This is a genomic window from Oscillibacter sp. 1-3, assembly GCF_000403435.2.
In the GTDB taxonomy this organism is placed as follows: domain Bacteria; phylum Bacillota; class Clostridia; order Oscillospirales; family Oscillospiraceae; genus Oscillibacter.
This window is the reverse complement of the sequence record NZ_KE159709.1, coordinates 162,680-176,552: the sequence shown is the minus strand read 5'-3', so window position 1 is coordinate 176,552 and position 13,873 is coordinate 162,680. Positions and strand designations below refer to the sequence as shown.

The window sequence follows — 13,873 nt, the reverse complement described above, 5'->3', positions numbered from 1 at the left end:
TAAAGCAGTAGAGGATCAAAGGCTTTTGGGGCTTTTCGATTTTTTACATTTCTAATTTCTCCTTTCCGGGCCGTCTCATATAAGCATTATTTTACAAAAACAAATTGCAAAGTCAAAACTATTTCTTATTTCCGATAAACTGTGGGATATGATGAAGGAAAACGGCTTTTCCACACACCAATTAAGGGAAAAGTGCGGTGTCGACAGCAAGACCATCCGGCGCTTGCGGGCAAACGACAACATGGAAACCAAGACACTGAACAAATTGTGTACGGTCCTTGATTGCCGTCTGGAAGATATTGCTGAATATATTCCAGACGAGGGGGAATCCAAGGGGGGAGACCTCCCCTCTTGGCACACGACTTTCGGAGAAAGTCTAGTGTGTTATACCTTTTGTCCCGGCTGGCGCGGGAAAGGGGCGGCGCGGTCTGGCGCAGTCACTTTCCCGCACCAGGAAATCAGGCAGTGGGATGGAGCGGCAGCAATCATCCCACTGCCTGATTTTGGGAGGGACAAAAGGTATATACAGCCCCCGTCCCGCCGCAGCGACATCGCCAGCGGGCCGATAATCGGGCCTGCGAGCCACCCGTCTGGGCGCGAAGTAAAGCCACTTACTGGCCGCTTGTATCATTTGCCTTGGGCAGATTTTCAAAGAGCGAAACCAGCCCACGCCGGAGCTCTGCCAGCTTCTCCCGATCAATTTCATCGCCCACCGTATGTAAAATGGCATCGGTGACCTGATCTGGCGTGATGGAAGTCAATGGTGCTTCTTGGCCTTTTGACAACTCATCCATCATCCGCTCAACAACTTCTTTTGTCACGTTTTTGGCAGTTCCCAGGTCTGAACCGACATCATGTTTCATTTCTTTCAGCATATTCATAAACACAGTCTGGATTTTTGTTAGTTCTACTTGATGAGGTGGGACTTTGGACAAATTGACAGCTTGTGCCACCTCTCGTTGCCCTGCACCCACCAGCAATTCGCTCATAGACGCAAAGATTTGGTTCTGCACAGCTGCTCCAGCGGCAAGGGTATCGTTCAGATATTGTGCAATCATAGCAGTCAGCGTGGCAAATCGTGGATGTTCCAGCAAGCGGTTGACCACATCTGTATCGACCCTCTGCGTGTAAAGGTTCCGTACCGACTGTGCTGAGAGGCCCAACTCACTTACGTCATAGTTTTTGCGCTCCGGGATACTGGTCAGGCCCAGCAGAAAGTCAGTGGAGACGCTGAACTCTCGCGCCAGCGCCACCAGCACATCACTGTTGATCTTCTGCGTCTGGCCCTTCTCTATGCGGCCCAGTGTAGTGGCGTTGATGCCGATTTTAGCCGCTAACTCATCCAAGGTCATATCCTCACGTTCACGAAGCCCGGTAATGCGGCGTCCCGTAGTATCCGATAACATATTCGCCATATATCCACCCCTTTCTGCTTATCTTACCATATATTTGCTCGATTGAATGTCGAATATTGTAAAATAACATCATAATTTGGGGTCAGCCAGGAAACTGCATTTTTGCAGGATTTCCTGGCTGATTTGTTTTTTCGGGCATTTATGCAGGAATTAAAGGCTATAGACGATTTTCCGGTATATTGAAATACGCAAATAACATTTGCCAAATCAATTTAGGAGGTATCAAATCATTGCGTATTCCAATCAGCGAAATCAAAATCAACCCCGGACGGCGGGAGGCCGACCCAACCCATATCGACGAGTTATCTAAAAGCATAGCCGACGTGGGCCTGCTCAATCCAATCACAGTTGACAGCAGCCACACCCTGATTGCCGGGCTACACCGGCTGGAAGCGGCGAAGCTGCTGGATTGGGCTGAAATCGAATGTACTGTATGCAGTATTGACAGCATCCGGGCGGAACTGGCGGAGATCGACGAGAATGTGATCCGCAGAAGTCTGACCAACACAGAAGTGAGCAGTCTGCTTGCCCGCCGGAAGAAACTCTATGAAACTCTGCATCCAGAGACGATTGCCCGGAACCGTCCCGGCCATGTGAGCAATCACCAACGTTCGAGCGACAATGTGTCGTGCGAACCCAAAGTGAAATCTTTTGTGGAAGATACCGCTGAAAAGCTGGGTGTTTCGACTAGGACTGTTGAGCGCCACCTGTATCTGGCCGAACATCTGACACCGAAAGCCAGTGAGATTCTCAAAAAAATGGATAAACAGCCTCCCCGGAGTGAGCTGATGAAGCTGGCCCGCTTGGAGCCGGACCGTCAGGCTGAGTGCGCCGCGCAGTTCCTGTCCAGCGAGATCAAATCGGTGAACACATATTTGAAGCAGGGAGAACCGGAAACCGCCGGGACTGATACTCCCTCATCCTTTGACAGCTTTATGGAAAGTTCAAGTCTGATTCTTAATGAATTTGAGCGGCTTTCCTCGCTTTTTGCGGCCAGTCCTGACTTTACTGACGAACAGACGGAAACCGCCCGAATTCAAGCCAATAAGCTGCGTGAAGCGGCGGATAGGCTTACGGCACAGCTTGAGGGTAGGCGGTGAGCGCGATGCAGAAGCCGCAGTATGCCATTCTCCGCTTTGCCAAGTACAAGGGACCGGAAATCGGGCAAATTGAGGCCCATAACGAGCGAAAAAAGGAGAAATACGCCAGTAATCCCGATGTGGATGTTAGTCGCAGTCATCTCAATTACCATCTTGTCCAGCCAGAGCGGAAATACCGTGCCGAGGCTGAGAAACAGATTGCCGAGGCCGGATGCCGTACTCGAAAGGACAGCGTTCGGGTGGTCGAGGCCCTGGTGACGGCCAGCCCAGAGTTTTTCAAAGGGAAGAAAAGGGCTGAAATTCGGACATTCTTTGAAGAAGCGGTTCGTTTTATTACGAAACATCAGGATAAAAGTACGATTATCTCCGCCGTGGTTCATATGGACGAGAAAACGCCTCATATGCACCTATCCTTTGTCCCGCTGACACCGGACAAGCGGTTGAGTGCCAAGGATATTGTCGGAAACAAGAAGAAACTGACATGGTGGCAGGATAGTTTTTGGAAACACATGGTCAGGAAGTATCCTGATCTGGAGCGGGGCGAAAGTGCCAGCGAAACTGGCAGGACACACATTCCGCCCCGTCTGTTCAAGGAGGCGACACATCTCAACCGCCAGCGGGATATGCTGATGAAGTTGCTGGGGGAGGTCAATCCTCTCAACGCCAAGAAGAAAAGTGCTGAGATTGAGGCCCTGCTGGAGCAGTACATCCCCGGCGTAGAGCGGATGCAGACGCAGATGCGGAAGTATGATGCCGCCTATAAAGCGCTCCAGGCTGAGAACACTGGATTGAAAAAGCAAGTCAATTCCAGCAAGGAGAGCATCAAACGCCAGTTGGAGGTGTCGCAGCAGCTTCAAGAACTGGAGGAACTGCGCCGGACAGTGGATCATATCCCACCGGAAATCCTACAAGCGTACCAAAGCGAGCATCATACAAAACAATTTGAGAGGTAATTGAATGATAATTGATTTTGACGAATATTTCAAGAGCTATGTGTATGAACCTATTGACCTTTGTGCCTGCTATGAGCCTATGGTTTTCCCTCCTGCTGGTCTTTGGGACGAGCCCCAGAATCCATTCTGTGACATTGTTGAACGGAAAATCGGAAATACTTGGTACATCGTCAAAACAGAGTGTGATGGAAATGAGACGCTGGCCAACAAGGTCAAGCGCCTCATTTTTTCAGAGAACGGGTCGATTTCCTAATGACAAATGCAAAAAGTTATGTTAATATCGATCCATGCACTACGGTACTGTCAGCTGACCCACATAAGAAAGGAGAAAATGACGTGGATCAGCAGAAAATCACTATTTTGTACTGTCGTTTAAGTAATGAGGATGCCCTTGACGGCGAGTCAAATTCGATTGCAAATCAAAGGTCCATTTTAACCAAATATGCAGCAGAACGAGGCTTTACTAACATCCGTGTGTTGGTTGATGACGGCTATACCGGGACGAACTTCAACCGGCCTGGGGTCCAGGAAGGACTTTCTCTGGTGGAGCAGGGCTTAGTAGGCACTTGGATCGTAAAGGACATGAGCCGTTTTGGACGGGACTACTTGCAGGTCGGTCGTTATACGGAAATCGTTTTTCCCAGCTATGATGTGCGATTCATTGCCGTCAATGATGGGGTGGACAGTGAGCGTGGAGACAATGATTTCACCCCGTTTCGTAATCTTTTTAAGAACACGAGGCATTTGGGAGGGGTAAACTGCTAATTTCTCTCCAATTCGACAAATCAGTGTGCAACAATCAAATATCGCTGCTGTTACAGAATGTTTCCGTCTGGCTGCTGATGCGGTCAGGCGCTTTTTTTGCCCGATCACACCAGCCCAACAAAGCGGTAGTAAATTTTAATGTCCTGGTGTCTTTGACCGTCTATGACGGTTCGTTCTCCAACTTCAATGCGGTCAATCAGTTCCTCAATGATTTCCCGGTTCAGTTCCTGCAAGTCCAGATACTGCCGGATGGTTCCGGCCCACTGGTGGATATTGGCGATGTCCTGCTGGGCTTTCCGTTCCCCGGCTAACAGGCTGTCCAGGCGTTCCGATTTCTGGATGCGTTCCTGCTCGTTCTTTTGAATCAGAACCGAGAAGGAATCGCCGCTGATTGCCCCGCTTACCTTATCTTCATAAAGTTTTGCGGTGATCTGTTCCAACTCCTCCAAATGCCGCCGCAAACGGCTGATTTCCTGTCGGCAGTCCTCTTGTTGCGCGGCGCTTGCGGATTGGATGTGCTGTTTCAGCTTATCCAGTACAGCGGCTTCATCGGCTGCAACCGCTTTGCCATGCGCCCGGATTTCACTCAGCACCAGGTTTTTCAGGCTGATCTCAAAAATCCGGTGCCAGGAGCAGATGCTGTGTCCGGTAGTGGCAAACCGGGAGCAGAAATAAGAAGTATAGTGCTTGACAGTGCCATTTTTCCGGCGCTGTGTTTCGCGGGCGGCAACCAGAGGATGCCCGCAGTCCGCGCAGACCAGCTTTCCGGTAAACAGAGATGCTTGGGGCGGCGTATTGTTAGCGGAAATCTGTTTCGCCGCCTGATTGATTTTCTGGACAGCCTCCCACAGCTCCGGCCCGATAATCGCCTCGTGCGCGCCCTCATGGGAAATCCATTCCGATTCCGGTTTCCTTATCATGGTCTTATCCTTATAGGAACGGGAACCGGTGCAGTTCTGTGTGAGCGTACCGGCATAAACATCATCGTTCAGAAGGCTTCGGACGGTTGCGTAAGCCCACAGCCGCGAATACTTGCAGCTGCCATTTCCGTAATGGACCGCCCAGTACCAGCGGGGAGGGAGAATCCCTTTCTCATTCAGGGCGGCGGCGATTTTCCCATAGGCCATGCCGGACTGACGCATCTGGAATATCTGCCGCACAACAGCGGCGGATTCCCCGTCAATCACCAGCTTGTGTCTGTCCTCCTCGCTCTTGCGGTATCCGTAGGGAGCGTAGGCGGCAAGATACTGGCCGCTTTTCTTCTTGGCATGAAGCACTGACTTGACCTTGCTGGACAGGTCCTTGAGATGGTAGTCATTCATCAGACTGCGGAAGTGCAGCATATCGGTGTTGTCCCCCTCGCTGTCCAGGCAGTCCAGAACCGATACGAACCGGCATCCGAGGGAAGGGAAAATGACGTCACTGATATGGACAAGACCACAAAACTATAAGAGCGGAGTTGCTGACAACACTTTGCGAAACAGGCGAAAAGTATCATTTTTGCGGAGAGATTGTCTAACATTGACTTGCGTGTTGACAAATGCGCCAAAATATGATAACCTTACTCAGGTTTCAAAAACTCCCAAGGAGGGGCCAGTATGAATTTCCGTTTGACTGATAAACGAGTGAAGAGACTTAGCTCTGTACAATCCGAACCGATGAAACATTGTGCAGAGTATAGCGTATAGAACGCTTTAGGATTTCATCGGGAAACAAAGCAATCCCCGTCCAAGCTGATATGTCACTTTGGATGGCTATTGTTCATTTCCCGTACATGAATTTAGCGTAATAAAGGCTATGGGCAATGTTTTGTCCATAGCCTTTTGCTTTTCATTTCGTATGAGAAAATGATAGGCAGAGGGTAGGCGCGCTTTTGTGCGCATTTATCCTCTGCCTTTTCTTTTTTCACACATTAAAGAGAAAGGAATTGAAACAAATGAGTTTGTTGGAAATACATGGATTAACGCACTCTTTTGGCGAAAATCTTCTTTACAAAAATGCCGAATTAACACTGAATAAAGGAGAACACATCGGCATTGTAGGACAAAACGGAACAGGGAAAAGCACTCTGGTAAAGATATGCACAGACCAGGTTCTCCCTGATGCTGGGGAGATTATTTGGCAAGCAAATACCTCTATCGGATACTTAGACCAATACGCAGAAATAGACCACAGTCTGACAATGAGAGACTTTCTGAAATCGGCATTTTCAAGATTGTATCACATTGAAGCTGAGATGGCATCGCTGTACGAGAGAGCTGCGAATGGAGACATGGGATGTTTAGGCCGAGCTGCTCAACTCCAAGAATGTCTGGAGATGGAGGATTTCTATTCGATTGACACACGCATTGAGCAGGTTGCAAGTGGATTAGGTTTGTTCGCAGTTGGCCTTGACCGGCCGATTGACCAAATGAGCGGTGGGCAACGAGCAAAGGTGATCCTGGCGAAGCTGCTGCTGGAAAAACCGGATGTTCTTCTGCTGGATGAACCTACAAATTTTCTGGACAAAGAACACGTTGCATGGCTTGCTGACTATTTATCGGAGTTGGAAAATGCTTTCATGGTTGTATCACACGATTTCGCTTTCCTCAATAAAATTGCAAATCGGATTTGTGATATAGACAACTATCAAATTGCCAAATATTATGGCACCTATTCGGAATTTCTCAAAAAGAAAACTCTCCTGCGGGAAGATTATGTGCGCCAGTATTCTGCACAACAGCGAGAGATTAAGAAAACCGAGGAATTTATCAGGAAGAATATTGCTGGACGGAAATCAAAGATGGCAAGGGGGCGGCAGAAACAGCTTGACCGTATGGACAAGTTGGAGGCATTAGACCAAAAGGAGATTAAACCTACATTTCATTTTCCTGCACTGTCTCTGACAAATACGGAGCATTTGTTAGTCAGCAATTTAGCAGTTGGGTATTACTATCCTGTGTTGTCCGATATTAGCTTCGCTATAAAAGGAGGACAGAAAGTTGTCATTACCGGGTTCAATGGAATTGGAAAGTCAACGTTGCTAAAAACGCTGATTGGGCAGCTCCCGGCTCTGCATGGACAGTTCAAGTTTTCGGCGCAAGTTACGTTTGAATACTTTGAACAGGATTTAGTATGGGCTGATAGCAACCGAACTCCGATAGAAATTCTCTCTGATGCTCACCCCGATATGGTAATGAAAGAAATTCGGAAACACCTTGCGCAATGCGGAATTTCAAGCAAACACGCTATGCAGCCTATTGGGTCATTGAGTGGCGGTGAACAGGCGAAAGTGAAAATATGTCTGCTGACACTTATCCCTTGCAACTTCTTGATTTTGGATGAACCCACAAACCATTTAGACGTTCAGGCAAAAGAGGCTTTGAAGGAAGCATTGATAAACTTTCCTGGGACTGTTTTGCTTGTTTCACATGAGGAGAATTTTTATAACGGCTGGGTGCATCGGGTGATAAGTATTGAAAAGTGAAGTGGATGTTCACGCCCCTATTAAATGGACTGTCATTCTAATTTTGAGTAAATCAATGGAATAATTTGAAAAACTGCCGCACGATGGCAAAAGAAAAAAAGCCGTCGTGTAGCAGTCCTTAATCATGCTCATTTCTGGCGGCTTTGAGAAAATCGAAGCCGCCAGTTTTTTATGTTTTGGCGGCAATGGGAGGACGCCGCCATGCGACTACGAATAGATAGGCACTTGTTAAAAAAAGCCTAACCCCCGCAGCGGCGAACCCTACCCAGGTTTGCGAAAATAGTCGTTTCCAGTCTACACATACCGTCACCCTCAGCGCCCGAATAGCCTTGTGCTGTTCGGGCGTTTTTGCTTTTTCGGAGGACTGTCCCATCCGGCCCCGGTGTCGCGGCCCACCCTTCCTGTTCAGATTTCGCACTTCCCCAAATCTGAACAGGAGGATAACACGATGGAGATCACCATCAAGAGATACAGCCGCAAGCTGACCTATGAGGACGCCGCCACCCTTGACGAGTTCTGGGAGTTGGCCAAGCGTACCGAGCGGAGCCTTGACCGGGAACAGCGGCGGCGCTGGGACGGACGCGAGTGTGACGAGTACATAATCGCCGCCCATGGCGTTCTGCCCTACTGCGCCACCCCGGAGGAATTGGTCTGCCAGCAGGAAACGCTGGATGAAATTCTGGCGGTGCTGGCCCTCTGCACACCTACCCAGCGGGAGCGGTTTCTGCTCTATGCGCTGTATGATTTCAGCTATGCGGAGATTGGTCGGCGGTGCGGCTGCTCCAAGGCTGCAGTCTATGACAGCATCGAGGGCGTTCGGAAAAAGTTTTTCAAATTTTTCCGCTGACCGCCCTGACGATCATCCCGGCATGATGGCTACCAGGTGAGGGGCAATCACCCTATCATCGGGAGGGACAAGCTGCTTCGGCGGCTTGTCCCTCCTATGCCAAGGAGGTCAAGATGTCAGCGATCAATCAGCTTCAGCAAGAGTGCGTCCGTTTCTTACGGCGCACTTATACACCGTTCCGGTGTCGTGCGCGCGTCGTCGCAAAGTCCGCTCATCTCCGTTTCCGCCTTGCGGCGAAAACTGCGCTCGCTCCCTTGCTCCTCCTTTCCCCACAAAGTCTGAGACTTTGCGGGGACCCCAGGTTGGGGCGTTGCGTCCTTCGGACGCGATGGGGAGCTGCACTCCCCAAACCCCTTGCACACCCGCAGGAAAGGAACACCCGCTTTGCGTCTGTTCCTTTCCTGCGGGTCAGGTATCGTCAACGCCAGATTGGCACTCACGCTAAAAACGCAAATCTGACGCTTTTAGGATTTTGCCGGGGGAGCGTGTGAAATGGGCGCATCCGAAATCCCACACATGACTTACCAGCAGTACCGAACGGCCCGGAGGCTGGTGCGGGAGTGCTGCAACTACGATTGCGGAAACTGCTTGCTTCTGGACAACGGCGAGGAATGTATTTGTCCGCAGAGTATCACCTATTCCCTAATCTGCAAATGGTTCCGCGCCGCCGTCCTCCCTCTGGACGCTGGCCTGTGTGCCGCATTGTTCCCGCCTTCCTCTGTCAGACGGCGGCACTGCCGGGAGTGCGGGAGGCCGTTTGCCCCGTCCAGGCACAACACTCTCTATTGCTCCACCTGTGCCGCAGAACGGGTGAAACGGAGCAAACGCACATGGGCCAGGAAAAACCGGGCTGATGTGTAGAAAAAGTACCCGCTGAAAACGCAGTAATATCAGGGCTTTCAAGACCGCCCTCAAAGGGGGCCTGATACATTTCCTTCCCGACCCCGAAAACGGGCCTCTAACGGCCCACAGCGGCGGTCTGACAGCCCCACACTAAGGAGGCTAATACCATGACCGACTACATGACGATAACTACCGAATTACCGCCCTATTTCTTCTTCCCCTGGTTCCTGCTGGACAGGGGCTTGACCCTTACCGCCAAGCTGACCTATGCCCTTTTGCTCGACCGGGCGCGGCTGTCTCAGCTCAACGGCTGGACGGACGAGGCCGGGAGAGTTTATATCATCTTCCCGATTGAGAAGGTAGCCGGAATACTCGGCAAGAGCATGACCACCGCCAAGAACGTATTGGCGGAATTAGAGGCGGCGGGGCTGATTGAGCGACGGCGACAGCAGTTTTCCAAGCCCAATCACATCTATGTGAAGCTGCCTGATGGACAAGAATTTAGCCACCCCTAATGGATAAAAACCTGTCCTTCACCATAGCCGGAAAACTGCTCTTGTAATAGGGCAGAAACCCGGCTGACGCAGGCAAAAAAACTGACCCCTAATAAGAACTATAAGAACAATAACAAGTACAAGTAAAACGAGTGGGAGTAAATAGCACCCACTTTTCGGACAAATGTCCACCCTGAAAATTTTGAAAACAAGGAGTTGCCTATGGAGCATATCAGCTACAAGATGCAGACCGAGATTGTCAATTTCCAGGGCCGGGAAATCCCGCTGGAAAACCTCACACCCATTCTCTCCCCGAAGCAAGAGGCGATGAAACGCCGGGAGTTGGAGCAGCGGCTTTATGAGGTGTTCCGTAAGTACGCCAGCCACCGGCAGACGGAGGAACCGGCCAGCTAAATTTTTGCCGCGCCGTTGCTTTGCGGGGCTGCTGATGATATAATCATAGCGTCAGCAGCTCCGTTTCTTTTCAGAAAGGGAGCGCAAAATGAACAATCGAATTGACGCGATTTATGCAAGACAATCCATCGACAAAAAGGATAGCATCTCTATCGAAAGTCAGATTGAGTTTTGCAAATACGAATTGAGAGGCGGGAGTTGCAAGGAATATCAAGACAAGGGTTACAGCGGTAAGAATACGGACAGGCCCCTGTTTCAAATGCTGGTGGAGGACATTAAGCGTGGGCTGATTGCCAGGGTAGTTGTTTACAAACTCGACCGCATCAGTCGTTCCATTCTGGACTTCGCAAACATGATGGCGCTGTTTCAGGAGTACAATGTGGAATTTATTTCTTCCACGGAGAAGTTCGACACGTCCACACCGATGGGCCGGGCGATGCTGAACATCTGCATTGTGTTCGCGCAGTTGGAGAGAGAAACTATCCAGAAGCGGGTGCAGGATGCATGGTACGCCCGGTGTCAGCGAGGTTTCAAAATGGGCGGACGTGCGCCCTACGGTTTTCGGACAGAGCCTATCATCATTGACGGCATTCACACCAAGAAACTGGTGATTGAACCGACAGAGGCGGCGTTCGTTCGCAAGATGTACGATATGTATATCGACCCGCGCATTTCGCTCCACGACATCGCCACCCAGCTTACGGCCCAAGGCGTGAGGTCATTCTATGGAAAACCGTTTTCCAGGTCAACAATCAGCCTAATCCTCCGCAATCCAATTTACGCAATGGCTGATTTGGACATTTACGAGTTTTTCAAGAGCCAGGGAACGGAGATTTACAACGATGCCGCCGACTTCACTGGAACCAACGGCTGCTACTATTATCGGAGCAAGGGCAGCACCGATAACAAGCACAAGTATCTGCAAGGCCAGATGTTGGTGCTTGCCCCCAGCGAGGGCTTCATCCCGTCCGAGTTGTGGCTTCGGGTGCGAAAGAAAATCATGGCAAGCCAAAGCTACCAGCCTGCGAGGAAAGCCCGTCATTCGTGGATGGCCGGGAAAATCAAGTGTGGCAACTGCGGCTACGCTTTGATGGCGGCTCATTCTTGTGGGCATCTCTATTTTCGTTGCTCGAAACACGCAGAAAATAAATCCTGTCCTGGCTGTGGTGCTGTCCGGCTTCACGATTTGGAGGAATTGGTTTACCAGCAGATGGTGAAGAAGCTGGAGGACTACAAGACGCTGACGGGCCGCAAAAAGAAAAGAGCCGCCAGCCCGAAGCTGACGGCGAAGCAAGCGGAGCTGGCCCAGGTGGAGAGCGAGATTGAAAAGTTGTTGGACACGCTGGTGGGCGCAACCCCGGTGCTGATCTCCTACGCCAACGCCAAGATTGAGGAATTGGACAGCCGCCGCCAGGCCCTTGCCAGCGAGATTGCTGTCAGCGCCAGTGATAAAATGTAAGAAAACGCCGAGGAAAAAATGTAGTTTAGTGGCGGAGGTGAAGGGAAAAAGATAGACTCCCAATCAGGGCGAGAAAGAGCCCGGAAAGGGAGTCAGAAAATGAAAGGAGCACAGTGGATGGATATCCGAAGCGACAGACAAAAAGGGCTGAGCTATGTGGAGCTGGGACGGAAGTACCACATGGACCCGCGGACGGCAAAGCGGTACGCGGAATCGCCGCAGAAGCCGGAGTACACATTGAGCGAACCCAAGCCAACAAAGATGGACCCGTACAAGCAGATCGTGGACGAGTGGCTGGAAGAGGCGCCGTATTCAGCGTTGCGGATACTGGAGAAGCTGCGGGAGATGGGGTTTGACGGAGGTTACAGTATTGTCAAGGCGTATGTGAGCAGCCGGAAGATGGACTTGAATGAGAAAGCAACGGTGCGGTTTGAGACGATGCCAGGAAAGCAAGGGCAGATGGACTGGGGATTCTTCGAGGATCACCTGGTATACGAGGACGGAAAGTGGAAGAAGCTGTACTGCTTTCTCATGATTCTGGGGTACTCAAGGATGCGGTACATCGAATTTGTCACAGATATGAGCACAAACACGTTGATACGGTGCCATCAGAACGCGTTTCGGTATTTCGGAGGCTACCCGGAGGAGATTCTGTACGATAACATGAAGCAGGTAGTCATCAAGCGGCTTTTGAAGCAGGAGGACTCCACACTAAACCGGCAGTTTGAGGACTTCGCGGGATTCTATGGATTCAAACCCATCCTGTGCCGGCCATATCGTGGTCAGACGAAAGGAAAAGTGGAGCGGACGGTGCAGTTTGTGCGGGACAACTTCATGGTCGGGATCAAGTACAACAGCCTGGCAGATTTGAATGGACAAGCCTTGGCTTGGTGTAATAAGGTCAATGGCAAAGTCCATGCCACCACCAACGAGATTCCCTTTGAGCGGCTGCAAAAAGAGGGGCTGAGTCCTCTTTCCCGTGAGTACATCATCGACAAGATCAACCTTAGGCGGGTACAAAAAGACTGCCTCATCTCATACGCCGGGAATCAGTACTCCGTGCCAGCGGAGTACATCGGCAAAGATGTGGCAGTCGTGGCCCTCGACAGTATGCTGGCCGCCTACTATGAGGGAAAGCAGATCGCTCTGCATCGAATATCGTATCAAAGGAAGGACATGGTTGTCAATCCTCAGCACTATAGAAGGATTACGCTGAAACAGACAATAGATGCGGAAAATGTTCTGCTGGAACAGGGCAAAGTAATAGATTTCCCCTTGAAGCCCTCCGATTTATCCAGATATGACGAGGTGCTGTATGACTGAATTTACTATGGACAGGCTGAGGGAAAACCTGGAAGCCCTTAAAATGAAAAACACCCTGGAGATTCTGGACAACTACCTGGAACGGGCGGTGGCGGACAAGCTCAACATTGTGGAGGTTTTGGATCACATTTTCTCAGAAGAAGCCAAATCCAAGCGGAGACGGGCCTATGAGAAGCAGATCCAGATGTCTGGCTTTCCCATTAAGAAAACCCTGGACGACTTCGATTTCTCTTTCCAGCCCTCCATCGACAAGCGCCAGATCGATGAGTTGGCTACCATGCGCTTCCTGGAAAACGGGGAGAATGTGGTCTTCCTCGGCCCGCCCGGCGTGGGCAAGACCCATCTGGCCTCCGCTTTGGGCCTGGTGGCGGCACAGCACCGTTTCTCCACCTACTACATCAACTGCCACCAGCTCATTGAACAGCTCAAGAAGGCCCATTTTGAGAACCGTCTGCCGGACAAGCTCAAGGTTCTGGCCAAGTACAGGATGCTCATCATCGACGAAATCGGCTACCTCCCCATGGACATCCAGGGTGCAAACCTGTTCTTTCAGCTCATTGCCAGGCGGTACGAGAAAACATCCACCGTCTTCACCTCCAACAAAACCTTCTCCCAGTGGAACGAGGTCTTTGCCGACGTCACCATCGCCTCCGCCATCCTGGATCGTGTACTGCATCACTGCACCGTTATCAACATCAAGGGTGAGTCTTACCGCCTGAAGGAGCGCAAGGAATTTATGCGCCAGAAACAGCAAATCGTAAATACTCTTTTCCTGCAAGGAAATAACTGATTCT

At 50.6% G+C, this 13,873-nt stretch carries 12 protein-coding genes and 3 pseudogenes; 13 read left to right on the top strand and 2 right to left on the bottom strand.

All coding sequences use genetic code 11. The features are described from left to right. Nucleotides 1–148 precede the first annotated feature (148 nt). Nucleotides 149–307 (top strand): annotated as a pseudogene (locus C816_RS25685) (helix-turn-helix domain-containing protein); the annotation flags it as partial. A gap of 304 nt (nt 308–611) precedes the next feature. On the opposite strand, the gene C816_RS13480 reads toward C816_RS25685, so the two are convergent. Next, nucleotides 612–1,406 (bottom strand): helix-turn-helix domain-containing protein, encoded by a 795-nt coding sequence (locus tag C816_RS13480; protein WP_256378421.1) that lies wholly within the window; start codon nt 1,404–1,406, stop codon nt 612–614. Nucleotides 1,407–1,645: 239 nt separating this feature from the next. Between C816_RS13480 and C816_RS13475 the strand changes: the two genes are divergently transcribed. The 4 genes and pseudogenes from C816_RS13475 to C816_RS13460 form a co-directional block, all read left to right on the top strand. Then, nucleotides 1,646–2,515 carry a ParB N-terminal domain-containing protein gene (locus tag C816_RS13475; protein ID WP_016322950.1) on the top strand — a complete coding sequence of 290 codons (870 nt, stop codon included), beginning with the start codon at nt 1,646–1,648 and terminating at the stop codon, nt 2,513–2,515. A 5-nt stretch (nt 2,516–2,520) separates the two neighbouring features. Then, a complete protein-coding gene (gene mobV, locus C816_RS13470) occupies nt 2,521–3,468 on the top strand; it encodes a MobV family relaxase (RefSeq protein ID WP_016322949.1) in 948 nt (315 codons plus the stop codon). A 4-nt stretch (nt 3,469–3,472) separates the two neighbouring features. Beyond that, nucleotides 3,473–3,721, top strand: coding sequence for a hypothetical protein (locus tag C816_RS13465; protein ID WP_016322948.1), 249 nt, complete (start codon nt 3,473–3,475; stop codon nt 3,719–3,721). Continuing rightward, nucleotides 3,721–4,197: pseudogene (locus tag C816_RS13460) on the top strand (recombinase family protein); the annotation flags it as partial. The gene C816_RS13465 and the pseudogene C816_RS13460, both read left to right, overlap by 1 nt. Before the next feature lie 140 nt (nt 4,198–4,337). Here C816_RS13460 and C816_RS13455 read toward each other — a convergent pair. Continuing rightward, nucleotides 4,338–5,657, bottom strand: a pseudogene (locus C816_RS13455) (recombinase family protein); the annotation flags it as partial. Nucleotides 5,658–6,169: 512 nt separating this feature from the next. On the opposite strand from C816_RS13455, the gene C816_RS13450 reads away from it, so the two are divergent. The 8 genes from C816_RS13450 to istB all read left to right on the top strand — a co-directional run bounded on the left by C816_RS13450 (nt 6,170) and on the right by istB (nt 13,869). Beyond that, nucleotides 6,170–7,699, top strand: coding sequence for an ABC-F family ATP-binding cassette domain-containing protein (locus C816_RS13450; protein WP_016322945.1), 1,530 nt, complete (start codon nt 6,170–6,172; stop codon nt 7,697–7,699). Nucleotides 7,700–8,147: 448 nt separating this feature from the next. Then, nucleotides 8,148–8,546, top strand: a complete 399-nt coding sequence (locus C816_RS13445; RefSeq protein ID WP_016322944.1) for an RNA polymerase sigma factor — start codon at nt 8,148–8,150, stop codon at nt 8,544–8,546. Between the two features lie 492 nt (nt 8,547–9,038). After that, nucleotides 9,039–9,407: a cysteine-rich VLP domain-containing protein gene (locus tag C816_RS22830; RefSeq protein ID WP_016322943.1), complete on the top strand. Its 369-nt coding sequence runs from the start codon at nt 9,039–9,041 to the stop codon at nt 9,405–9,407. 149 nt (nt 9,408–9,556) lie between these two features. Next, nucleotides 9,557–9,904 carry a replication initiator protein A gene (locus C816_RS13440; RefSeq protein WP_016316598.1) on the top strand — a complete coding sequence of 116 codons (348 nt, stop codon included), beginning with the start codon at nt 9,557–9,559 and terminating at the stop codon, nt 9,902–9,904. A 201-nt stretch (nt 9,905–10,105) separates the two neighbouring features. After that, nucleotides 10,106–10,297 carry a hypothetical protein gene (locus tag C816_RS13435; RefSeq protein WP_016322942.1) on the top strand — a complete coding sequence of 64 codons (192 nt, stop codon included), beginning with the start codon at nt 10,106–10,108 and terminating at the stop codon, nt 10,295–10,297. An 88-nt stretch (nt 10,298–10,385) separates the two neighbouring features. Further along, nucleotides 10,386–11,756 (top strand): recombinase family protein, encoded by a 1,371-nt coding sequence (locus C816_RS13430; RefSeq protein WP_016322941.1) that lies wholly within the window; start codon nt 10,386–10,388, stop codon nt 11,754–11,756. A gap of 117 nt (nt 11,757–11,873) precedes the next feature. Further along, complete coding sequence (gene istA / locus C816_RS23755) at nt 11,874–13,079, top strand: IS21 family transposase (protein ID WP_016320838.1); 1,206 nt, start codon at nt 11,874–11,876, stop codon at nt 13,077–13,079. After that, complete coding sequence (gene istB, locus C816_RS13420) at nt 13,072–13,869, top strand: IS21-like element helper ATPase IstB (protein WP_016320839.1); 798 nt, start codon at nt 13,072–13,074, stop codon at nt 13,867–13,869. Before istA ends, istB begins: the two co-directional genes overlap by 8 nt. Nucleotides 13,870–13,873 lie beyond the last annotated feature (4 nt).

Excerpts from the sequence above, each read along its gene's own strand:
- C816_RS13480 (WP_256378421.1), bottom strand. The coding sequence starts at position 1,406 with ATGTTATCGGATACTACGGGACGCCGCATTACCGGGCTTCGTGAACGT.
- C816_RS13465 (WP_016322948.1), top strand. The coding sequence starts at position 3,473 with ATGATAATTGATTTTGACGAATATTTCAAGAGCTATGTGTATGAACCT.
- C816_RS13450 (WP_016322945.1), top strand. The coding sequence starts at position 6,170 with ATGAGTTTGTTGGAAATACATGGATTAACGCACTCTTTTGGCGAAAAT.
- C816_RS13440 (WP_016316598.1), top strand. The coding sequence starts at position 9,557 with ATGACCGACTACATGACGATAACTACCGAATTACCGCCCTATTTCTTC.
- C816_RS13445 (WP_016322944.1), top strand. The coding sequence starts at position 8,148 with ATGGAGATCACCATCAAGAGATACAGCCGCAAGCTGACCTATGAGGAC.
- istB (WP_016320839.1), top strand. The coding sequence starts at position 13,072 with ATGACTGAATTTACTATGGACAGGCTGAGGGAAAACCTGGAAGCCCTT.
- C816_RS13430 (WP_016322941.1), top strand. The coding sequence starts at position 10,386 with ATGAACAATCGAATTGACGCGATTTATGCAAGACAATCCATCGACAAA.
- istA (WP_016320838.1), top strand. The coding sequence starts at position 11,874 with ATGGATATCCGAAGCGACAGACAAAAAGGGCTGAGCTATGTGGAGCTG.
- C816_RS22830 (WP_016322943.1), top strand. The coding sequence starts at position 9,039 with ATGGGCGCATCCGAAATCCCACACATGACTTACCAGCAGTACCGAACG.
- C816_RS13435 (WP_016322942.1), top strand. The coding sequence starts at position 10,106 with ATGGAGCATATCAGCTACAAGATGCAGACCGAGATTGTCAATTTCCAG.
- mobV (WP_016322949.1), top strand. The coding sequence starts at position 2,521 with ATGCAGAAGCCGCAGTATGCCATTCTCCGCTTTGCCAAGTACAAGGGA.